Source organism: Mariniflexile sp. AS56 (assembly GCF_030552475.1).
Classification (GTDB): domain Bacteria; phylum Bacteroidota; class Bacteroidia; order Flavobacteriales; family Flavobacteriaceae; genus Mariniflexile.
On the sequence record NZ_JAUPED010000001.1, the window covers coordinates 524,453 to 547,745 of the forward strand.

Below are 23,293 nucleotides of genomic sequence, written 5' to 3' on the forward strand. Positions count from 1 at the left end.
GCTTGTTATAGCCTATGCTGCTTGAAAAAGAATAAGCGCCAATACAATCACTCCAACAGGTAACAACAAAAGCAACCAAATATTATGTTGAGGACTTGCCTTTTTGGTCATTCTAGCCTTTATCATCATACGTCTTTTACCTGTGTATTGCATCCAATTTTTAAAAAACACAAACAAGGAAACCAAAACAAAAAGCGTCCAAGCCTTTTCTTTGCTCATGGTACTCATATTCATCTGGTTAAAAAACTTCGCAAAGAAAATACCCAAAAACAATAATAAAGCACATTGCAATATCGAAATATAAGCAATAGCAATACTATTCGATTTTTGTTTGTATTTGGGTTTAAAAAAAGTAAAAATGCTATAGAAAAGGGAATCGAAGGTGCTCATTGGTTGGGTTTTAGTTAGAATATTATTTAGGACACGTAATTATTTTAGTGAAAGTTAATTTTCCAAAGGTAGTAGGTTTTTCTAGTTTATAAATTCCAACATTAGCATAATTGTTTTTAACATCGTAAAATACTTTTTTTACATATTGATAATCAGCACTGTATCCCAAAATTACATTTCTTAATGCGTTTTTGTTAAATTTAGATTTGCGTTTAAAATTTTTGAGTAAACGAACTTCCTTTTCATATCCCCAGTTTTTATCCTTTCGGAAAAAAACTTTTCCTATTTCTTTTTCACTTGTAATTGGCATAAATTCCATTTGACTTAACTCTTCTTGATATTGAACGGGACCTAAAATGGTGAAAAAATCTTTATCAATATCACTATTGAATTGTAAACAAACTCCTTTATGATTATTTGAATAATTTGCCCAAAGTGGCATATTCATAATATACATTGAAAAACAAGCAATTCCAAATTCCAAAATTAAGTCTAAAACCTTGCTTTGAGCATATTTTTGAAGAGATTCAGTAGTGTATTCCGACTTAAAGTATTCTTTTACTTTTTTATCAGTTATGCTCTCAGAAATTAAGTCATAAAATTTTGCTATTTCTTCTGAATTTTCAGTTAATCTAACCAGTTCTGGGCTTGAATCAAATGGGTCATTCAATGAATTTCGATCTGCAAAAAAAATATAATTATTAACTATTTCGTCTATTGTTCGGTCAGAATCTGGTCGAAACCTAAATACGTATGGTCGTCCAGCCTTTTTAATTTCATCATCCATTTTGTATAACACCTAACCTATTATATATAGACAAATTTAATCCATATCAACTAATCATTTCCGAATAACAGAAAATATATTTCTTAAACACTACAGCATATAATCAACACTTACCTCATCCAACTCATAAACACCATCAAAAGCCTCTTGCCCGCTTCCGGTGTATTTAAACGCAATATGGAGGTTTCCGGAAGCACAAGTTAAATCGACGTTTCCAGAATTAAACCAAGGCACGAAAGAATCGGAATCTTTCACTACATAAGCAGCAGACAATACGCCCCAAGTAGCCAATTTAATATTCGCTGCTGTCCCATCCCAATCTAAAGAATACAAAACCTCTAAAAAACTACTATCGGCTAAACTATTTGAGGTTTTAAACCGAAGTGTCGCCCCCATTTTACCCGTTAAATTAATAGCGGGTGTAATTAACCAAGCGATATTACTAGCATCACCAGAACTAGCACTCTGAAGTCTCGCTGAACGCCCTAAAGATGCGTTTGTGGATGTAGAAGAATACGCTTCCCACGCTTTCGTTCCTGCTTCTATATAATTGGTCCAACCTTTGCCTGTAATGGGTTTGTTGTTTGTTTGTGTTTCAAAATTGTCATAGAATAAATTACTCGTTCCGTGAGTAGCAGCAAGTCCGCAATTCAATTCCATTGGGTCGCAGCGTTCTGGTGTATTAAAATTAATATCGGTGGTACTGTTAATCATAATTACATTAAAATCATCTCCATAATCTCTCCCAAAAACACCTTGTATGGTTCCTTTTCCTTGCGGAACAATTAGCGATTTAAAATCGGCAAACGTGCTAGTTTGCATCAACATCGACACTCCCGAATCACAACTTTCTATGATACGAAATCCATCAAATTCATCGGTGCTTTCACCTGCATAAGTGGATGCTAAATCAAACCGATTCACTTGTACATTATTTAACTGAATAAGTGTGTTTTCATCTCTACTTGTTAAATCCTGTATCCTAACAGCTTTAGGTGTTAGTGTCGCAACTTCCGTACCTCTTAAAATGATTTTACGATATTCTGATGCTTGAATTTGTTTCAGCTTATTCGAATCACCCGTACCAATAGCGATCACGCCGTTAGATAATCCAATGGTTAATCCGTTTAGTTTTACATATACTTTCCTGCCAACTTCAAAGGTATTATATAAACTACTGGTGTTTATTTCAATCTTTAGTCCTAAACGTGGGTCATTTTCAGGATCGCTTGCATCTATTTTATTCTGAATAATTAATTCTTCAAAAAAATTGCCGCCTTTATCAGTCGAAATAACATAACCTTGAATATACAAATCCTGTTCATCTCTAATTAAAACAGTGGTATTTCCACCGTTAACAGCTTGCTCATAACGCTCAACTATCGCTTTGAAAGTAGTAAGACTACTCGCTGGAATATGAGGTTCTTTAATAAGCGTATCTGGAATTGAGAAGTCATCATCTTGCACACATGCAGGCATACTAATGGCAACAAAAACACATATTAGAAATTTAAATATATTATTCATAATCCCTTTATTTTAAAATCTATAATTCATATTTACAAAATAAGTCGTACCCCGACCATACCAATACTTTGAACCAAATACGGGTTTTGCCAATGCTATATCATCCCTTATTTCTCTAAAATTCGCGTTTCGAGATTGCTCAAATCCGCCTGTTTTATGAACAGCATCTAAAAGGTTATTCACACTCGCAAACAACCCAACATACTTACTTTTAATGCGCCACGACTTCCCTCCTGTTAGGTTTACAAGCATATAACCATCAAACCGCTCTTGTTTTAATAATGCTTTGGCCTGAGTTTCATCATAATCATTAAAAGGTTGCCCATCTACATCTGTATTAAAATTTGAACTTCTGGTTAATGGTGTTATATCAATATAAGTATTGCTGAAAAAATTTGCCGTTGCACCAAACCACCAATAATCGGGATCTTGGTATTCAAAACCAACAGAATAGGCGGATTGCGGACCCGCAGCCAGTTTGTAGTTTTTTAAATGAGCTTTTCCCAAATACACATTGGTAAAATCTTCTGAAGAGACATATAGATTCGGGTTATTATTATAGGTAAACTGTCCCACTGCTAAGGCCCCTTTCAGTTTCATGGTTGGTGTTACTTGGGCTTCAATTCCTAATTCGGCACCAAGATGTTTCTTTTCAATACCTTGAAGCACTTCTTGCACAAAATTAGCTTCTTCACCTGTCCCCGTTTCGGTAAAAGCATTAATGGCACCAATACCATCTGCAAAGAAAAATGAGATTTCGTTCGCATCTTCTATTTGAGTGTAATAGCCCGTAAGTTTGGCTTTCATTATAGACGACCTAAAAATATAACTAGCATCGACACTGTTTATTTTTTCTTCGGAAATATGAGGGACCACATTATGGTTTTCTCTTGAATTGGAATACGTGTTTTGAATGGATGGCGCTTTAGAAACGTACCCCAAATTAATATCTAGCAGATGCCTTCCTGTAATTTTATAGGTCGTCCCACCCTTCAAACCGAAACCTAGAAAGTTCAATTCATCACCTTTCCCGAATGATTGCTCACCAGGAAATGAGCCATTTTCATAAACACCATTTCTTTGATACTTGGTACGCGTTACATTTCCGGCCACATAAAAATCCACCTTATTGTATTTAAATTGTGACTGCGCAAAAACTCCAAACACCTCTGCATGGATATTGTAATTGTATTTAAACCTGTCGTCCACACCAACAATTCTATTCGGGTTAAGTAAATTGTTTTGAATCGCGTCAGGGTTATTTACAAAATCGTTGGCATACCCATCTACGTCCAAATAACTATTCGCTCCTAATAAATCGAGTACCTTGGCATAGTTTTTAGACTTTAGTGTTTTATAATTCACCGCGGCATTAAAACTAACATGCTCGTTAATTTGAGAATTTAATATAGAATTAAAGGTGACTTGTTTGTCGTCTACACGATCTTCATATAAAGCATAAACGGCGTGACCTCCTTGTGCCGAATTACTGATGTTTGCACTGTATAAATCGTGCCAATTAATTTGACCGTTATTTAAAAATTCTTGTTGTGCGGTGTAAGCAAATCCTAAATCATTAGGAAAATTACGCTCAAAATAACTTGGTAATTTTTGATAATAAGACGCACTCGGGTTAGACCCTCCGCCTTCGGGATAGCCATTTACCAAATCGGTGCCATTATAATCTAAACGGCTATTCCCTTGTTTCCCGAATTGATAAGCCATCGTAGTAGTTATGGCTGTTTTTTTATTAACAGTCCAATAATGACTCCATATCAAAATAGGTTCATCAACCTCTTTCATTCTAGAATTTCGTTTTTCACCATCTTGCCAACCCCAATATTCATTGTATTTAATCCCTTTTAAATCGTAAACTTCTTGCGTATTTGGTGATGATTTTCCACGTCTATTAGGCGTATAAATTCCCGTGAAATTGAGACTATGTTTATCATTAATTTTCCTTTCTACGGAAGTAAAAAAGGAATTAGAATCGTATAACGTCGCATCTTGATAGCCTTCATCACCCCAACGTCTGCCTATAGAAAAGGCAAATGCCCAATCGTTTTCTAGCAAACCCGAAGCGTAAGTAGCCATCAATCGATTTGCGTAACTTCTGTTAGACGCGGAATAGGTAACCCGACTACCACTGCGATATTCTGAAGCCCTCGTATTGATATTAGTGGAACCATAAACACCTCCAAAATTATAATTAGAGGGCGTTAAACCTGTGGATAGTTCTTGATTACGCAACACATCATTTAGGCCTCCCCAATTGCTCCACTGTGGTCGCCCATTATAAAGTTTGTTCATTTCTATACCGTTCAATAAAACGGTACTGTTTTCAGAATCTAAACCTCTCACTCTAAAAAATGCAGCGCTAAACTCGAAGGCGGCCGTACGCTGAAACACATCCAAAGACGCTGCTAGTAATCCCGAAATATTATCAGACCCGCTGTTATCATCATTCAATTCATCATCGGAAAGGGTAATGGTAAACAAATCTTGAGTACTTGTAACATCAAGATCCAAGGTCATGTCTGTAATATTAACCGTTCTATTAAGGTTAACCACGACGGGAAATCGCTTCGTTTGATAGCCTATTTTATAAATTTTTATGATTTGTTCTCCCAAAGGGATGTGAGCAGAAAATATAAAAGCACCATTTGCGTCAGTTTGAGTTAATTGGTCTGTGCCTTCAATACTAATTGAAACATCGGGAATAGCATCAAAAGATAACGCATCTTTCACACTCCCTTTAATAATGGTTTGTTGTGCGAAAACTATAAAAATTGAAAATAAACTGAACAAAAAAGCAAACCATCTTTTTTTCATCCTTCAATTAAATATTATAAATTAAATGTGGTTAAAAACCCCTTTGTTTCATAAACATAAACTTACATTATTTTTTGATTACTATTTAAAATTGATTTAAATTTTACATCAAAAAAATAAAGCCCTTTTTTACTCATGAAAAAAGTTAGATTCTATTTATTAGCTTTCATATTAGTTCTATTTACTAAAGCCAACTCGCAAGACAAAAAGCTTTACAAAATACACACACTCGCTTTCTATAATTTAGAAAACTTGTTCGACACCATGGACGACCCGACAAAGTTTGACGAATCTAGCCCCATCATGTCCATAAACACAAACCGAGACATCGTTTATAAAAAAAAGGTTAAAAATATGGCACTGGTTTTAGCCAATATTGGGAAAGAAGTCAGCAATAATTCGCCTGCCATCATTGGTGTTTGTGAAGTTGAAAACAGAGACGTACTTGAAGACCTTGTTAATGATAGCTTATTACAAAGTATAGATTATGGTATAATTCATTATGATTCACCAGATCTTCGAGGTATTGATGTCGCTCTATTATACCAGAAAAAACTATTCACGCCTATTTCTACGAGCAGTCATGAATTAAAAATTTATGATGACCAAACAGGCAAACGAGTTTATACCAGAGATCAACTGCTGGTGAGTGGCTATTTAGAAGAAGAGCTTATTCACGTTATTGTAAACCATTGGCCCTCTAGAAGCGGTGGTGAGGCTAAAAGCAAACCTAAGCGCATAGCTGCGGCAAAATTAACCAAACATGTGGTAGACTCTTTAATTATAATTGACCCCTATGCAAAGGTTTTTATTATGGGCGATTTGAATGATGACCCAACAAGTGAAAGTGTAAAAGCCATTTTGAATCCAGAAAAAGATAAAGACAAAGTTCTATTTAAAGGCCTTTACAACCCTTTTGAAGCTTTTTATAAGAAAGGCCTGGGCACAACAGCCTATAGAGATGCTTGGAGCTTATTTGACCAAATAATAGTAACCAAACCGTTGCTTGAAAAAGATTATAGTTCGTTTCAATTGTACAAAGCAGGCATTTACAATAAAAACTATTTAATTGAGAAAGCGGGCACCTATAAAGGCTACCCAAAGCGTAGTTTTTCACAAAGTGGTTTTAATGATGGCTTTAGCGACCACTTTCCTGTTTACGTTTACCTTATAAAGGAAGTGAAACCTTAAAAACACTTTCTGTTAAAACAAAACAAGCGACTTAAAAGTCGCTTGTTTTGTTTCTAGGCTAACCACGTACTCCAAGGAATTCTTGATAATAACAATACCAAACCTAAAGAATAGAAAATAGCGATTGGTTTTAACTTTGCTTGCGACGTTAGTTTCTTTTTATGTTTTGAATAACCTATTGTAATTAATGCAATTGCAATAATATTTACAAATGGATGCTCTACTAAATACAAACGTGCTATTGAGTTTTTCATAACTTCACCTCCCATTTCTGCCCACAAATCGAATCGGGGTGAAACAAAATATAATATGATACCAATAAGTAATTGAATATGCGATACGATTAAAGTAAATAAAGCGATTCTAAAATCTTTAGGTTCATATTCTTTATCTCCAAATACTTTTAATAAGGCATTTACAACCGCAATAATTAAAACTATAAACACTAGATATGCCCAATAAGAATGGAGCTTTAAAACAACATCGTACATGAATTAAATAATTTAAAATTTATAAAAACAAATGTAATAATTAAAACATAAAAAAACCGCTTCCTGAGAAGCGGTTTTTAAAACTTAAAATAGTGACTTATATTATTATTCCCATTTATTTTCAGCATCCGTACCACCCCAAATTAGGGTCGCTAAATATGCATTATCAATAAATGGATTTCTATTGCCTTGAGCTGCGTAAATCACATTATTTCGTTGTACTTCGAAGTCAGATACAGGGTCTTCAATGTTCCATTGTAAAAACATTTCTAATGTGCCTACTTTGGTAATTACTTCTCCATAGCGTATGTTTAAATATAAAACCATTCTTGCTACATCTCCTTTCCATTCGTCTCCAGGATACCATCTGTTTCCTCCAATTAATTGATTCGCTCCACTACCTGTTGTAAAACTATAATTACTACGTTGGCCATTTACTCCTGAATCACAAGACCTTAAATGATGTAAATCCGTTACAGCATCGGTTGTACTTAATAGAGACTGCGGAAATATATGCTCAGTGTTAAAAGTTTGTGGAGAATATGAATTTGAACCTGATGTGTATTCTTTCCAATATCTACTTTCACTTGTGTACATTAAAATCACATTATCGGTATTAGTCAAATCGGCATCTGCATTGTATAAATATTCATGTCTTTGACCGTATGACAATATACTTGTATGTTTTGAAACAGTTATGCTTTCTAACTCTTCAAACATTAAATCTGTATTTTCAGAAAATATAACACCATTATAATAGTCCCTTATTTCTGTTGGTATATTAAAATTTATTGAATTTAAAACAGTAATTGTTACTGTTGCTGTTGCACAAGAATTATTAGGCGTATCATTATCACAAATGGTATATGTGAAAGTATCTTGGCCAATAAAATCGGTTTGCGGCTCATACGTAACAGTGCCATCTAAATTTAAAACTACTGTTCCTATGGAGCTAGAACTATTAATAAATTTTAAAACAGCACCGTCAATAATATCATCATTTTCTAATAAACTAGTAATTACTTTAGCTGTGTTTTCTAAAACATTAATGGCATCATCAACCGCAACTGGGTTACCTTCGTCTGTTACTGTTATTGTTACTGTTGCTGTTGCACAGGTTTTATTTGGCTTATCATTATCACAAATAGTATATGTAAAAGTATCTTCACCATTAAAATTTAGCTGAGGAGTATAAGTAATCGTCCCGTTTGAATTTAAAATGACTTTTCCTAAAGTGGCAGAAACATCGATAGATTCAATTAAAGCACCGTCTATAGTATCATCATTTTCTAATAAAGTATTAATGACTATAGTCGTATTTTCAATTACACTAATGGCATCATCTACAGCAACTGGATCGCCTTCGTCAGTTACAGTTATTGTTACTGTTGCTGTAGAGCAATTTGGCGGTGTTTCTCTATCACATATCGTGTATGTAAACGTATCTTCACCTAAAAACCCACTTGCTGGAGAATATGTATAAGTTCCATCTCTATTATCAACTATTTTTCCTTGATTCGTGGTAACTGAATCAAAACCAGTAATTTTCGCGTTATTTACAATAGTATCGTTTGATAATAAATTTTGAATAATCAAATCTGTATCTTCTACTGCTGTAACATTATCATCTACCGCAATAGAAACACCTTTGGGTGTTGGGTCTGGCTTTGGCGAATCTTCTTCACCTGAACTACTGCAATTAAAGAACAGTAAAACAACTAGAAATAATAAACTAAATTTTTTCATAACATTAATAAATGAATTAAACTTTGAAGAGAAAAAAAACCACCTTAAAAGAGGTGGTTTTTATACTATTTTAGTAATAAATTCTTATTGTACAACCCAAACACCTCCGGTTTTAACGAAGCCTGTTTGATAATCACTTTCACCATTATCAAAAATAACGTATGTTAAAATATACTTTTGTCCTTCTTCCGCATTTGGATCTAAATGATCTAAGAATATTGCTAAAGCAAAATTAATTTGTGCTTCAGTCCAGTTATAATCAAAATCACCATATTGTGCTAAGTTTCCAATTAATCCAGAATATTCTGCACTAGTTAATTGAGAAGCTATATACACATAATCTCCATTTCTTACTAAAGTATACTTAATGGTATTATCTGGAACCCAAGTTGTACCATCGTGTCCAAACTTTAAAGAAGTATTAATAGTTGATTCATAAGCTACCCAAACACCATCTTTTTTAGTATATAAATTACCTCGCGTCTGCGCACCACTAGAGCTAGACACATAATTATACAATACATTCAATTCTTTACCCTCTTGAGCGTAAGGGAATTTTAGATTCAAGAAAGTAGGCAAATAGCTATTTGGTTGAGTAGAACTTCCAAAAGCTTCAATACCTATTGAAGCAAAATCTGTATCACTTACTGAGTAAAACTGATCTGCAACCGGTACTACCCATGCATCACCTGTAAAAGTATAGATTGCTTTATGAGAAACTTTAGCTCCCACTACCTCATCTTCTAATACGTCATTAGTCATTAGAGACGACCAAGTATTTGCTACACGTATACCGTCGATTACTCCAGTTGGACCACCATTTCCTTGGCGAATTCCGATTCTTTGTGCAGAATTTCCAGCATTTCCAGTACTTGTCGCTTCTGCGGTACCTGGTTCCGTCGCTTCAGCTGCTGACAATACATATAAATTAGATGTACCTGTAGCTATATCATAAGATGTAACAACAAGATATGTAGTATTTAAATTAAAAGGAGTTGTCCCGTAAGTTAAAGAACTTGAACTTGCACCAATACCAAATAAAATATTACCGGCCCCATCACTTTTAGCACCAACTCTTGCTGAATAATTAAAACTGCCATCCTCTTCCATAAGGTGGAAAAAATAAGTTCCATCACCAACTTCACTTAAATTCATTAAGGCACTAGAATATACAGTTCCTGTTGTAATTATTGTTGTCAATGAACTATTTACATCCTCAGAATCAGCACTAGATAAAGCCATAGCGCCTCCCATATTAGAAGAAGGATAATCTGCCATAGACAAATTATTAGTTACATATTGCAATTGGTTAGGAGCTCCAGAATGATTTGCCCACTTATTAGTTGAAATAGTCGTTAAATCTCCTGTAGTAGTTCCATAATCAAAATTCTCATCAAAAGAAACAGCAGGAGTCACAGTAAAAGCACTTCCCGTATATTGGAAATATGATGCAGCCACATAATCTCCTTCTTTAGGAGTACTATATTTAGCAATAAGAATATCTGCTAAATAATCTGCTGGAGTTACATCAGATTGAAAACCTAATAAATTACTTCCACTTAGGGTATAATCTGCCTGTGTTAAACCATAATCTTTTAGTCCAAAAGCATTCCCTATATACAATTTATAATTAACTGAAACTGTTGATTTATTTCCCCAAGTAGGATACATTTCAGTTAATAAAGACGGAATATCAGATTTGGCATCATCTTCAGAATTGAGACTGCCATAATTTGGATTAAGTTCTTCATAATCATCATCAGTTAGAGTGTATTCAGCATCTCCAACAATTGGTTTAGCCTGCGCATCAATTTCTGCATTGATATCTTCTAATGGATCACAAGAAGTGAATACCATTGAAAAAACGGTTAATAATAAAAATATATTTTTCATGATTTCTTTTTTTAAAAATTAAGTTTGGCTCCAATACTAAATGTTCTACCTGTACCAAAGTACACTAATGCTGTACTTGAAGTACCATCAAAAGCATCCGTTACATATTCCGTATCAAACACGTTGTTTATACGTGCTACTAGATTTGCCTCAAATGGTCCAAAATCGAAACCATGACTAATAACAGCATCAAATAATCCATAATCAGGTAATTTCCATGCATCAGGCGAGTTTGGGTCATCTCTATCACTAGGGTCAAAATCAGCATAAAGGTTTCCAAAATAATTATAGTCAATAATTAACTTCGTTTTTGGAGTCAATTTATAATTTACACCAAGAGCTAAAGTAGTTTGAGCCGCATCACCTACGTGTAAATCTTCAATATAAAGATCTACAGTTTCTATTAAGTTTTGATCTTCATCAAGAATTTGAACATCTGTTACATTGTTGCCCCATCTCCAATCTCCTAAGGAAACCATTCCAGTTAAATTTAATTTATCAGTAGCTTTATAGATAAAATCTAATTCAACGCCTTGGTGAATCGCACTTACACCTAAAATATTTGCAAATGCATTTGTACCATCTGGTTGTTGGAATGATGCAGTTTCGGTTCTATCTTTCCAAGTTGTTCTGTATACATTTACATTGGCTGTAAGTTTATCACTTCTGTATCCATAACCTAATTCGAAACTTAGAATTTTTTGATTTGCAGCATCTTCATTGATATGTTCATTATCAAATTCTTGAAAAACCGCATCAAAATCAGCTGCTTTTTCAAAGTACCCAATATTAGCGAATACATTGTGGTTAGAATCAAGTCTATAATTCGCCCCCCCTTTTGTACTAAATCCTAAGAAATTATAATTATCGGTTTCTTGTAATGGATCGCTATCTAAATAATTAAAGTAATCAACTCTTTTATAAGAAGTATTAGATAATGCTAAAGATACGAATGTGTTGAAGTTTGTATCTACATCATACTCTAACTGTCCAAAAGCACCTAACCATCCTACTAAACCATCGTTATAATAACTTCTTTTATCTCCTACTTTAGCAGCTGCATTTGGGTTATTAACGTCACTATCATCTAAGAAATACTGACCACCTAACAAATCTGTAACCTCCTGGAAGTGAATTCCTTTATAGTTTCTATAATCGATACCTGTTAAAAGCACTAAATCATCAGATAAATTTGTTTTTAAAGTAGATAAAACACCATACCAATTATGGTCATTTCGAGAAGCTCTTAAAATCGTTTCAGATCCATTTGCGCCTCTAGCACTATTTTCTTCTACAATTTTATCAAAATCGATAGTACCATAAAGCCCTTTTCTATATTCACTGAAACCAGTATTACTGAAACCAAATTTATTAACACCAGCAATTCCACCACCACCACCACTACCGAATGATGCATAAGCTACAGTTGCTATTGATGTATTATCATTTAAAGACCAATAATGGTTTAAAGACATTTGAGGTTTGTTATAGAAGTTATCTTCTTGATGTGTTACCTGTCCATCTTTATATCCCCAATCTGCATTAAATTTTCTACCACTTTCACTAGCTTTGAAAGTAGAAATTGTTTGTCTATTTTGTCTTTGTCCATGTCGTTGTTTTGAACCGAATGCTGTAAAGGAAATTTTATGTTCATCATTAATCTCTTTTGATAAATTAACAAAATACGAAACCCCTTCAAATTCCGTTCCGTCTACATAACCATCTCCTTCAGTTTTAGCAGCAGAAACAGTTGCAGCAAATCCTTTATCATTTAGACCTGTAGAATAAGTAAGTCCATATTTCTCATAACCATCATTCGCTATAGAAGTAAATACACTTCCTCCAGCTTCAACATCGGTTGTTTTTGTAATAATATTAATAGTACCACCTATAGAAGGCACTGCTACTTTAGAAGCTCCTAAACCTCTTTGCACTTGCATTGTTGAAGTCACATCACCTAAACCAGCCCAGTTAGACCAATATACAGCTCCGTTTTCCATATCATTAACAGGAATACCATTAATCATAACAGCAACGTTGTTGGATTGAAAACCTCTAATTCTAGTTTTCGCATCTCCATAACCACCACCTGTTTTAGTTGTATAAATACCTGGAGTAGATTTTAATATTTCAGGAAACTCTTGAGTTCCCAGTTTAAGTTCTATATCCTCTGATTTGATTGTAGAAACAGCAACAGGTGTTTTTCTATCTACAGCAACAGATGCTATAATTTGAATTTCACCTAAGCCTACTTGACTAGACTCTAATTCAATAGTTCCAACCGCTTTATCACCACTAAAAGTGATTGTTTTGGAATTATAACCAATGAAGGTTATTACAATTTCTCCAGATTTAGACTGAGTTTTTAAAGAAAATTTACCATCAAAATCGGTAGTAACCCCATTTGTAGTTCCTTTTTCAATAACGTTTGCCCCAGGAAGTGGCACATTACTACCTGATTCTTTCACAACTCCAGAAATAGTACTTTGAGCCATTAAAACTGTAGAAAACAATAATACTACAGCGTACATTAAAAAATGCGTAGTTTTTTTCATAATTAATTATTTGAAATTAGTCGGGGCAAAAATACACATAAATATTTTACTATTATTATGATAATGTTAACATAATGACACTTTAACACAATTCAAAAGGGCCATCATAATTAAATTTATGATGGCCCTTTCGCAATTATGAAGGATTATAAGTTAGTGTTTTACGACATTTTCTTATAATGATTTAATAAATTTTGAGTAGACGAATCATGCGCATTACTCGCGCTATTGTTAAACTCTTGTAAAATTTTGCTTGCTAATTGCTTACCTAGTTCCACACCAAATTGGTCGTAACTAAATATATTCCAAATAATTCCTTGTACAAATATTTTATGTTCGTACATCGCAATTAATTTCCCTAAACTTTCTGGGCTTAATTTGTTAATAAAAATTGTATTTGTTGGTTTATTACCTTCAAATACTTTAAATGGAACTATTTTAGCATCAGTATCTTCAGCCACCACTTCTGCTTCTGTTTTACCATTTAGCAAAGCTTCCGTTTGTGCTAAAAAGTTAGACATTAACTTATCTTGATGGTCTTGGTTACCATGTAGTGATTTAGTAAACCCAATAAAATCAGCCGGAATTAACTTGGTTCCTTGATGTATTAATTGAAAAAAGGCATGTTGTGAATTCGTTCCTGGTTCTCCCCAAATAATAGTACCTGTTTGATATTCTATAGGGTTTCCGTTTCTATCAATACTTTTACCATTACTCTCCATGATACCTTGTTGTAAATAGGTAGCAAATTGGTTTAAATATTGAGAATAAGGAATAACGGCTTCACTTTCAGCTTTAAAAAAGTTGTTATACCAAACACTTATTAAGGCTAAAACAACCGGTATATTGGTTTTGAAATCTTCATTCTTAAAATGCTCATCCATTTTGTTGGCACCTTGCAATAAACTATCAAAATTTTTATACCCTACAGCCAAACTAATTGTTAAACCAACGGCACTCCATAAAGAAAAACGACCGCCAACCCAGTCCCACATTGGAAAAATGTTGTTTTCATCAATACCAAAAGCTTTTACATTTTTAATATTGGTTGATACCGCCACAAAATGTTTTGCAATAGCCTCTTCATTCGCCGATTTTAAAAACCATGCTTTCAAAGTATTGGCATTAGATAGTGTTTCTTGTGTAGTAAATGTTTTTGAAACAATGACAAAGAGTGTTGTTTCTGGGTTTAGTTTTTTAATAACTTCATTTACATGATCGCCATCTACATTACTCACAAAATGAGTTGTTAAATGATTTTTGTAATATTGAAGCGTGTCTACGACCATGGCTGGTCCTAAATCGGAACCACCAATACCAATATTCACTACATCTGTAAATGCTTTTCCTGTAAACCCTTTTAATTCTCCAGTTACAACTTCATTTGTAAAGGCTTCTATTTTTTGCTTTACTTCATATATTTCTGGCATCACATTAACACCATCTACATGAAATTCTGCGGTTTTCGGTGCGCGTAATGCGGTATGTAGCACAGCACGACCTTCGGTTTGGTTTATTATTTCACCAGAAAACTGACTTTTAATAGCCTCCTTCAGCTTCACCTCATCGGCCAATTCCAATAGATACTTTAAAGTATCTTCAGTAATTCTGTTTTTAGAAAAATCTACATAAAAATCATCCCACTTGATGGTGAATTTATTTGCTCTATCTCCATCTTGAGCAAACAAATCTTTCATGTGATTGTTACTTACTTTATCAAAATGGTCTTGAAGCTTTTTCCAAGCATTTGTTGTTGTTGGGTTGATAGTTGGTAGTGCCATAATTTATTCTTTTTGAGTTACAGTGGTTTTTACCTGTTTTTCTTTTGATTCATCAAAAATAGGTAACGTATCTAATTTAAGCTTTATTGGTCTAATAAAATCTAAGTAATCACCTTTTAGAGATTCTGCAATAGGTTCAGATTGAGATAATTTTTCTTTGAACGGATCAACCTGTTTACCATTTTTCCAAAAGCGATAGCATACGTGTGGACCTCCAGTATTCCCGGTCATCCCTATCCAACCAATAACATCACCTTGTTTTACATGTTGCCCAACATTAACCTTACGTTTTTGCATGTGTAGGTATTGAGTTTCATAAGTACTATTATGTCTAATTTTCACATAATTACCATTACCGCCTTTATATTGCGATTCGGTAACTGTTCCGTTTGCCGTGGCCAAAATAGGTGTTCCTATAGCAGCTGCAAAATCGGTTCCTTTATGTGGGCGCAATGCAAAACCGTAGTACGCAATACGTCTATTTAAATTGTATTTAGATGATATTCTACTAAATTGTACGGGCGCTTTTAAGAAGGCACGACGTAAATCTTTAGCTGCTTCATTATAATATTCGTATATATTTTTAATAGAATCCGTTCTATATCTAAAGGCATAATACGGGGTGTTTTTATGATTAAAAACTACAGCTTTTACATTATGTACTCCTGCATAAATAGTATCATCAATATATTTATCGGTATAAATTACTTTAAACGAATCGCCTTTTTGAAGTCTTGTAAAATCGATAGTCCATGCATAAATTTGTTCTGCTAGCATGTTGGTTAAAATAGGGCTAATACCTTTTTTATCTAACTCTTGAGATATACTACTATTTAAAACACCCGTAACCGATTTTTCTACATATTTAATAGGCTTTCTACTTGTGTAAGCATGAATAGAATCTTGAAAACTAATAACAACGAACTCCTCTTGATTAGGTTGATATATAAAACATTTAGGAGTCTCTAAAGAATCCTTAGAGCAAAGTAAGGTATAAGGTTTTCCTATTTGAAGTCGTCTAATATCGAAGGTATCTCTTGCTTTTTCAGCAATTGAAAATATTCTTGGGTAACCAATTTTGTTTCTTTCTAAAATAACACCAAAGGAATCGCCTTGTCTTATGGTATCTCTTTTAACTACAAAATCGTTTAAATTAAAACCAAATTCGTAAATATCTGCTGGTTTTTCTACAACTGCTATTTCTTCTACTACAACTTGCTCTTTATCTTTACACCCAACGAATGCTAATAATACAACGAGTGCTACTAAATATTTACTCCCCATTCTTCTATTTCTTGCTTTGTCCATAAGTCCGGAAAGAATATTCTTTTTTGATACTTTGGATGCATGTATTTTACCCATTCACTTCCTCCTGTTGCTTCGGCGGTTTTTCCACCTATATTTAAATAATGATTTGCCGTGTTATAATGTGCCATTACCCATTTGATATTCACGGTATAATCAAAATGGCGCATAGCATCCACTAAAGTTTTATCCTCTCGAGCTTCCTTTGGAAGTTCCTTAAATTTAGAGTATAAATTATTAGTGCTATAAAACTGCGCAAATCTAATAAATTCGTCTTTATATCTTTCTTCAAAGACTGTTAATGTGTAACTTTTTTTCCCTGTTTTATAATTCTTGCCTGCTGCTTGCCAATATAGATGCTCAAAAGCATTTTCATAAGATGAATTTCTATCGATAGAATCCCTAAAACGTTTATCTATAAGATTGATAAGTTCTGTGGATGCAAACTCAATTTTTCGGTATTGTGCACTTTGAAAACCACTCGCAGGTGTTAAAGTCGCTCTAAATTTATTGTATTGCGCAACATCCATACCGTCTTTCATGATGCTGAAAGAAGATGTAAGCATATCAAAATAACGACTGATGCGCATTAATTTGGAAGTAAACAGTTCCACTGTTAATTCATTACTTTTTGCTACTTGATCAATTTCAACAAGTATCATTTTAAACAATAACTCATTGATTTGATGGTACATAATAAAAACCATCTCGTCAGGAAAAACGGTGCGTTGCGTTTGAAGACTTAGCAAGGCATCCGTTTGAATATAGTCCCAATAATTAATTGGTTTACTATGTAATAAACCCTCCAAATAAGCTTCTAAATCTTGGTCTATCGCCTCGTATTTCTCTTTAAGTTGATTGTTTATTTTTGATTCCAAAATATCTTTTAGTTTTCAACAACAATTTTAAAAGGATGCTTCAACCCCTTAAAGGCCTCTAAATCCGCTCGTAAAGACCCCACTCTTAAGTCGGCCTTGATACGCAAAGGTATTTTATTTTTATCTTTCGACACCCAAAGGGATAAACTTTCTTCTTCTTTAAAAACACGTCCAGCCATTACATAGGGTCTGAATTTTAAGGTTTCAATCATACCGAAATCGGTTTCAATAACCTCGGTGCCTAGATATTGTAATTTGAATCCATAATTTTCATCATCAAAAAACATATCTGTACGAATCTCATCACCTATTTTCAACGTATTGATGTTAATTTTATTTCGCAAATAATAATAAGTAGACACCATATCTTGAATATTCGGTTTGGTATCAAATACTGCTTGTGTTTTATGTTTTTTATCGTTTACGTAGGCTTTATTGTTTTTTTGATCAAAATCAACCTCTATATCTTTCGTGTGGCCACCTTCGTCTATATTTCTAATAAACTTATATGGCAACAAGGTGTATTTATCAAAATAGCTTTCGTAACGATCTTTAACTTTGAAAAACCATTTGATCATTCCAGAAGTCCATCCTTTCCCTATCACATGGTACACGTCCTTGTTATTTAGCTTGGTCTCATTCACATAAAGTGTGGCATTTCCTGCTTTTAAAAAGCCACTATAACTCATTTTAAATTGAAACCATTCGCCATCACCAAATGCCGATTCTTGCTGCGCAAAGGATATTTGTGTAATTATTATTGCTGAAATTATAAGTAGTATCTTTTTCATCTTTATTGGGGTAATTGGAACTCACTTCTTGAGTTTGTTTTATTATAATTAAATAAGAATTTGCAATTACTGTTCCAAAAATATAAAAATTACTTATACGGTTTGTAATTATAGGAAAACCTTAATATTAATTCACTTCTAATGTAAACAAAAAAAGCCACCAATACAGGTAGCTTTTTAATAAAATATTTAACAATTTCTAAAGAGTTCCTCTGTTAGCTTGTTCTCTTTCTATAGATTCAAAAAGGGCTTTAAAGTTTCCTGCCCCAAAACCACGAGCTCCCATACGTTGTATAATTTCGAAAAACAAGGTAGGTCTATCTTCAACTGGTTTTGTGAAAATTTGCAATAAATAACCTTCTTCATCAGCATCAATCATAATACCCAAACTTTTAAGTGTTTCGATATCTTCTCGTAATTCATGATTATGCTCATGCAATCTTTCTGGAACAGCGCGATAATAATCTTCAGGTGGGGTTGATAAAAACTCAACACCTCGTGCTTTCAATTCACTCACTGCTTTTATAATATCATCGGTGGCTACAGCAATATGTTGCACCCCTGCGCCTTCATAAAAATCAAGATATTCTTCAATTTGAGAGCGTTTTTTTCCTTTGGCAGGTTCATTAATTGGAAATTTAATTCTACCATTACCATTACTCATTACTTTACTCATTAAGGCTGAATATTCGGTATGTATTTGCTTATCATCAAAGGACAAGAAATTTTCAAAACCCATAACCACTTCATACCATTTTACCCAGGTGTTCATTTGGCCCCAGCCTACATTACCCACCATGTGATCAATATATTTAAGGCCTACTGGTGTTGGATTATAATCTGATTTCCACTCCCGAAAACCTGGTAAAAATGAACCATTATAATTTTTACGTTCTACAAACATATGCACGGTTTCCCCATAGGTATAAATACCTGCACGCACCACTTCACCATGTTCGTCTGTTTCTACAACAGGCTCCATATATGATTTTGCACCACGTTTCATGGTTTCTTCGTATGATTTTCTAGCATCTTCCACCCAAAGCGCCACAACTTTAACACCATCACCATGTTTTACAATATGGTCGTTTATAGGCGATTTACTGTTTAAAGGCGTGGTTAAAACCAACCTAATTTTATCTTGTTTAAGCACATAACTCACAGAATCTTTCGAGCCTGTTTCTAAACCTTTATACGCATACGATTGAAACCCAAAGGCTGTTTTATAAAAGTGTGCCGATTGTTTCGCATTCCCTACATAGAATTCTACATAGTCTGTTCCTAAAAGCGGCAAAAAATCTTGAGCGCCTTTAAATATTTTTTCTAAACCGTAGTTTACTGATTTTATGTCTTTACTCATTGTGTTGAAAGTTTAATTGTTTATTCGTTTCGTTGGTTTCGAATATTCGGGTTTTAACCCTAATTGTTACGACATCCTTTTTTACTTATAAAATAGAACATCACTTTTAATTTATTTAATGATCCATCCACGATTTAAAATAATCGTCGTCGGCTATTTTCATGCCCTCTTCCGTAACCATTAAAGGCTTAAAGGTATCTACCATTACAGCGAGTTCATCGGTTTTGGTTTTACCAATACTGCGCTCTGTAGCTCCTGGATGTGGCCCATGCGGAATACCTGCTGGATGTAATGAAATATGGCCTGCTTCAATATCGTTTCTACTCATAAAATCGCCATCTACGTAATACAACACCTCGTCACTATCTATATTACTGTGGTTGTATGGTGCAGGAATGGATAAGGGGTGGTAATCGTACAACCTAGGCACAAAACTACACACTACAAAAGCATCGGTCTCAAAGGTTTGGTGCACTGGTGGCGGCTGGTGAATTCGCCCCGTAATAGGCTCAAAATCATGAATTGAAAAAGCATATGGATAATTATAGCCATCATACCCAACCACATCAAAAGGATGTGATGCGTAAACCATTTCTATAATATCATCTTGCTTTTTCACCTTAATTAAAAAATCGCCCGTTTCGTTATGCGATTCTAGTTCTTCTGGCCTGCGAATATCGCGCTCGCAAAAAGGCGAATGCTCTAAAAGTTGCCCGAACCAATTTCTATAGCGTTTTGGGGTGTAAATAGGACGTCGAGACTCGACAATAAACAAACGGTTATCTGGAGTATCGAAATCTATTTTATAAATAACACCTCGTGGTACTAATAGATAGTCGCCATATTTAAAATCAAGATTTCCTAAATGGGTTCTTAATTTACCGGTGCCTTTATGTATAAAAATAAGTTCATCGGCATCGGTGTTTTTATAAAAATAATCTTGGGTAGATTGCTGTGGAGCCGCCAAAATAATAGCACAATCCTTATTTATTAAAACAGTTTTTCTGCTTTCTAAATAATCTTGTTCAGGTTTTACTTGAAAACCTTTTAAACGATACGATTGTATATTGTTTGATTTGGCAATTTTCGGTGCCACACTGTACTGCTTTTCTATGGCTTTTACTTGTGTTGGGCGCTGCTGATGGTAACTATTTGTATACATACCATCAAAGCCAATAGTGCCAAATAACTGCTCGTAATACAGACTGCCATCTGGTTTTTTAAATTGTGTATGGCGTTTATGCGGAATACTTCCTAATTTATGATAAAAAGGCATACTCTAAAAATTTAAAAGTTAAAAGTATAAAGTTGAACGTTGCCCCAATGAAAGTGTTCACGGGTAACAATAAACTAAAAATCAATTACATATAAAGATACAATAAAGTATACTTACTCAGGATTTCTCTTGATAAGGAAGTGTAGAAATAATAATAAGTCTTGCCAAAAATGTTGCATAACCTAACAAATATAGTCTTTTTTATTATAAAATAGCTTTAAGATTTTCGCTTTCGCGGAAATGAAAAAAAGGCCATTAAAACCAAAAACCAACATTAAAAAACCAATTACTTTCTTTCGACTCTGGTGAATAACTGTATTTTGCTTGAATAGGCCCAATAAAAGTTTCTACCCCATAACCCAAGGCATAACCTCTATAATCTGGTAGTGTAAACCATTCCCCGGTTTGAAAAATATCATCATCAATATTGGCCCAATTCCCCTCTAATGTGATGTGGTGTTTTTTCATAATTTGATAATCGGCACTTATATAAGCTTTCACATAGCTATTCCCCGTAAGGGATATAAAATCATAACCAACAAATGGAATAAAATTATTAATAAGGTTATTACCATAGCCGCCAAGTGCAAAATCTAAAAATTTAGTCGATTTATCGCCTATTTTAAATCCGCCACTGGTTTGTAAATTAAACGCCAACCTATCTGAAACACTAAAAGCATACCCCATATTTGCTTTTGCTAATGAAAAATTTTCAAAATCTTCATTAAAACGGGAAGCATATAAATACATATGCAAATCACCATCAAAGTAAAGTCCCTTTTGAGGAAAGTATTTATTATCGTAACTATCTAATTTCAAACCTCCGAATGTGCTTAAATAATCGGTGTTTTCGAATATAAATTTATTGGTTTGACTATTTGTAGAGAGAGTTTCCGTTTTTATTCCCAATCGCTTATGTTCTAATCCTGCATTAAACGAAAAATCTTTTCTAAATAAGGTTTGAACATAAAATTGATTGGTTTGGTCTTGTAGTTTAACATCTACTTTATTTAACTCAGACCCTGTTAATTGCGCATCATCCAACAACAACCTCGCACTAATATCTTTATTAAATTGGTTGTAGCGCGATTTCAACCCGATGCTCCAATAAAACCCCTTGTCTATGAAATACTCGAAATTGTAACGCACGTTATCCCCTAAAATCACATCAACGGAAGCTACATCATTGTCAAACAACAAACGTTTCTTCGTTAAATTTACTAAGGCAGCACTTTTATATAAATCATCAAAATGCAAGCCTAATTTCAAAAAGGTGGTAATTTTAGTTTCAACCAAATTTGCTGTTAAATCGAAGCCTTCTTTATCCTCACTACTTTTCAATTCATATTCGAAAGAATCAAAATTATTAGTTGCCACTAAATTATTAACCCCCATATTGAAATAGTTGTAACTAATTTTTTCTTTATTTTTAAGTTTCAACTTCCCTAAAACATAGGCTCTGGTATATTTAGAGTTGCCATTTATAGTGATATCATTAATTGTAATACTATCTCGCTCTCTACAATTAATTTTAGGCCTTACCACAAAAGCATCATTATCAACTAGTTTTTTTAGCGCATCTACTTCCGCAATGGTTGCTTGTTTTCCGTTTTCAATAATTTGAGCCCCTTCACTAAAGGATACTACTGAATATTCTTTAATATCTGGTTTTATATAAATGTCTGTTTTTTTAATCTTAGCCTTCAAGTCTCTAATAGTCCTGAAATTATTTATTTGAACTAAAACATCTGGAGCCGATGTTAGTTCTTCTCGTGTAGCCAACCCATCTTGTACATCTACCCCAATAATGACATTCATGCCTTTAGCCAGCAATTCATCTATAGGGTAGTTATTTACAACACCACCATCTATTAACACCTGATCTTTAATAGTAACCGGCTGATAAAGCGTTGGTAATGCACCACTCGCCATAACCGATTGCGCTAAATTACCAGAATCTAACAATACAGCTTGACCTGTTTCTACATCTGTTGCTATACAGAAAAAAGGTGTTGGTAATTTGCTAAAATCGTTGATACCATTAACATGCAGCGTGAGTCTGGAAAACAACCCGTAGGTATTTTGACCACGTGATAATGCCGATGGTAATTTCACTTTAAGATGCTCAAAAGGCAGTGTTACCGCATATTTTTCAGAATTATCACGCTCATAAAATGCTTTAGAATCTCTTGGTAAATCGTCGTTTATCAGCCTATCAAAATCCAGTTTTTTAAAGATAGAATCCAGTTGATGGCCTGAATACCCCGAAGCATAAAGAGCTCCAATAATTGCCCCCATGCTAGTACCTGCGATGTAATCTATTTTCACACCCAAGCTATCAATAACTTTTAGCACGCCAATGTGCGCCAAACCTTTAGCTCCACCACCACTTAAAACCAGACCAACTTTAACAGGCTCTTTATCAATGTTTTGAGAAAGCCCCTCAAAACAAAGTACAAAAACAAGACATGTTAAAAAATATTTCATTTG

The 23,293-nt window shown here is 34.0% G+C and carries 16 protein-coding genes; 1 reads left to right on the forward strand and 15 read right to left on the reverse strand.

Annotation, left to right across the window (positions count from 1 at the left end; genetic code table 11):
- Window positions 1-12: 12 nt before the first annotated feature.
- The 4 genes from Q5N74_RS02455 to Q5N74_RS02470 all read right to left on the reverse strand — a co-directional run bounded on the left by Q5N74_RS02455 (window position 13) and on the right by Q5N74_RS02470 (window position 5,536).
- Window positions 13-390 carry a hypothetical protein gene (locus Q5N74_RS02455; protein WP_304387104.1) on the reverse strand — a complete coding sequence of 126 codons (378 nt, stop codon included), beginning with the start codon at window positions 388-390 and terminating at the stop codon, window positions 13-15.
- 22 nt (window positions 391-412) lie between these two features.
- Complete coding sequence (locus tag Q5N74_RS02460; RefSeq protein ID WP_304387105.1) at window positions 413-1,177, reverse strand: DUF2971 domain-containing protein; 765 nt, start codon at window positions 1,175-1,177, stop codon at window positions 413-415.
- Window positions 1,178-1,267: 90 nt separating this feature from the next.
- Window positions 1,268-2,704, reverse strand: a complete 1,437-nt coding sequence (locus tag Q5N74_RS02465) for a DUF5689 domain-containing protein (RefSeq protein WP_304387106.1) — start codon at window positions 2,702-2,704, stop codon at window positions 1,268-1,270.
- Between the two features lie 12 nt (window positions 2,705-2,716).
- The gene (locus Q5N74_RS02470; protein ID WP_304387107.1) at window positions 2,717-5,536 is read right to left on the reverse strand and encodes a TonB-dependent receptor; all 2,820 of its coding nucleotides are present in this window, start codon (window positions 5,534-5,536) and stop codon (window positions 2,717-2,719) included.
- 135 nt (window positions 5,537-5,671) lie between these two features.
- Here Q5N74_RS02470 and Q5N74_RS02475 point away from each other — a divergent pair, with 135 nt between their 5' ends.
- Window positions 5,672-6,727, forward strand: a complete 1,056-nt coding sequence (locus tag Q5N74_RS02475) for an endonuclease/exonuclease/phosphatase family protein (RefSeq protein ID WP_304387108.1) — start codon at window positions 5,672-5,674, stop codon at window positions 6,725-6,727.
- A gap of 53 nt (window positions 6,728-6,780) precedes the next feature.
- Here Q5N74_RS02475 and Q5N74_RS02480 read toward each other — a convergent pair whose 3' ends face one another.
- From Q5N74_RS02480 to Q5N74_RS02530, 11 genes are all read right to left on the reverse strand, one after another.
- Window positions 6,781-7,218, reverse strand: coding sequence for a hypothetical protein (locus Q5N74_RS02480; protein ID WP_304387109.1), 438 nt, complete (start codon window positions 7,216-7,218; stop codon window positions 6,781-6,783).
- 105 nt (window positions 7,219-7,323) lie between these two features.
- Entirely contained in the window at window positions 7,324-8,964 is a 1,641-nt protein-coding gene (locus tag Q5N74_RS02485) for an Ig-like domain-containing protein (protein ID WP_304387110.1), read from the reverse strand.
- Window positions 8,965-9,048: 84 nt separating this feature from the next.
- A complete protein-coding gene (locus tag Q5N74_RS02490; protein ID WP_304387111.1) occupies window positions 9,049-10,857 on the reverse strand; it encodes a hypothetical protein in 1,809 nt (602 codons plus the stop codon).
- Window positions 10,858-10,868: 11 nt separating this feature from the next.
- Window positions 10,869-13,412: a TonB-dependent receptor gene (locus Q5N74_RS02495; protein WP_304387112.1), complete on the reverse strand. Its 2,544-nt coding sequence runs from the start codon at window positions 13,410-13,412 to the stop codon at window positions 10,869-10,871.
- Window positions 13,413-13,573: 161 nt separating this feature from the next.
- Window positions 13,574-15,193, reverse strand: coding sequence for a glucose-6-phosphate isomerase (gene pgi, locus Q5N74_RS02500; protein ID WP_304387113.1), 1,620 nt, complete (start codon window positions 15,191-15,193; stop codon window positions 13,574-13,576).
- A gap of 3 nt (window positions 15,194-15,196) precedes the next feature.
- On the reverse strand, window positions 15,197-16,477 hold the full coding sequence (locus tag Q5N74_RS02505) for a peptidoglycan DD-metalloendopeptidase family protein (RefSeq protein ID WP_304387172.1): 1,281 nt from the start codon (window positions 16,475-16,477) through the stop codon (window positions 15,197-15,199).
- A complete protein-coding gene (locus Q5N74_RS02510) occupies window positions 16,459-17,376 on the reverse strand; it encodes a tryptophan 2,3-dioxygenase family protein (protein ID WP_304387114.1) in 918 nt (305 codons plus the stop codon). The genes Q5N74_RS02505 and Q5N74_RS02510 overlap by 19 nt, the downstream gene beginning before the upstream one ends.
- Window positions 17,377-17,384: 8 nt before the next feature.
- Entirely contained in the window at window positions 17,385-18,167 is a 783-nt protein-coding gene (locus Q5N74_RS02515; protein ID WP_304387115.1) for a DUF3108 domain-containing protein, read from the reverse strand.
- 199 nt (window positions 18,168-18,366) lie between these two features.
- Window positions 18,367-19,527 carry a 4-hydroxyphenylpyruvate dioxygenase gene (hppD, locus tag Q5N74_RS02520; RefSeq protein ID WP_304387116.1) on the reverse strand — a complete coding sequence of 387 codons (1,161 nt, stop codon included), beginning with the start codon at window positions 19,525-19,527 and terminating at the stop codon, window positions 18,367-18,369.
- A gap of 115 nt (window positions 19,528-19,642) precedes the next feature.
- Window positions 19,643-20,803, reverse strand: coding sequence for a homogentisate 1,2-dioxygenase (locus Q5N74_RS02525; RefSeq protein ID WP_304387117.1), 1,161 nt, complete (start codon window positions 20,801-20,803; stop codon window positions 19,643-19,645).
- Window positions 20,804-21,058: 255 nt separating this feature from the next.
- Window positions 21,059-23,290, reverse strand: a complete 2,232-nt coding sequence (locus Q5N74_RS02530; protein ID WP_304387118.1) for a patatin-like phospholipase family protein — start codon at window positions 23,288-23,290, stop codon at window positions 21,059-21,061.
- Window positions 23,291-23,293: the final 3 nt, after the last annotated feature.

What these genes read in the sequence shown, in the direction of transcription:
- Q5N74_RS02455 (WP_304387104.1), bottom strand. Translation starts at nt 390, where the DNA reads ATGAGCACCTTCGATTCCCTTTTCTATAGCATTTTTACTTTTTTTAAA.
- Q5N74_RS02460 (WP_304387105.1), bottom strand. Translation starts at nt 1,177, where the DNA reads ATGGATGATGAAATTAAAAAGGCTGGACGACCATACGTATTTAGGTTT.
- Q5N74_RS02465 (WP_304387106.1), bottom strand. Translation starts at nt 2,704, where the DNA reads ATGAATAATATATTTAAATTTCTAATATGTGTTTTTGTTGCCATTAGT.
- Q5N74_RS02470 (WP_304387107.1), bottom strand. Translation starts at nt 5,536, where the DNA reads ATGAAAAAAAGATGGTTTGCTTTTTTGTTCAGTTTATTTTCAATTTTT.
- Q5N74_RS02475 (WP_304387108.1), top strand. Translation starts at nt 5,672, where the DNA reads ATGAAAAAAGTTAGATTCTATTTATTAGCTTTCATATTAGTTCTATTT.
- Q5N74_RS02480 (WP_304387109.1), bottom strand. Translation starts at nt 7,218, where the DNA reads ATGTACGATGTTGTTTTAAAGCTCCATTCTTATTGGGCATATCTAGTG.
- Q5N74_RS02485 (WP_304387110.1), bottom strand. Translation starts at nt 8,964, where the DNA reads ATGAAAAAATTTAGTTTATTATTTCTAGTTGTTTTACTGTTCTTTAAT.
- Q5N74_RS02490 (WP_304387111.1), bottom strand. Translation starts at nt 10,857, where the DNA reads ATGAAAAATATATTTTTATTATTAACCGTTTTTTCAATGGTATTCACT.
- Q5N74_RS02495 (WP_304387112.1), bottom strand. Translation starts at nt 13,412, where the DNA reads ATGAAAAAAACTACGCATTTTTTAATGTACGCTGTAGTATTATTGTTT.
- pgi (WP_304387113.1), bottom strand. Translation starts at nt 15,193, where the DNA reads ATGGCACTACCAACTATCAACCCAACAACAACAAATGCTTGGAAAAAG.
- Q5N74_RS02505 (WP_304387172.1), bottom strand. Translation starts at nt 16,477, where the DNA reads ATGGGGAGTAAATATTTAGTAGCACTCGTTGTATTATTAGCATTCGTT.
- Q5N74_RS02515 (WP_304387115.1), bottom strand. Translation starts at nt 18,167, where the DNA reads ATGAAAAAGATACTACTTATAATTTCAGCAATAATAATTACACAAATA.
- hppD (WP_304387116.1), bottom strand. Translation starts at nt 19,527, where the DNA reads ATGAGTAAAGACATAAAATCAGTAAACTACGGTTTAGAAAAAATATTT.
- Q5N74_RS02525 (WP_304387117.1), bottom strand. Translation starts at nt 20,803, where the DNA reads ATGCCTTTTTATCATAAATTAGGAAGTATTCCGCATAAACGCCATACA.
- Q5N74_RS02530 (WP_304387118.1), bottom strand. Translation starts at nt 23,290, where the DNA reads ATGAAATATTTTTTAACATGTCTTGTTTTTGTACTTTGTTTTGAGGGG.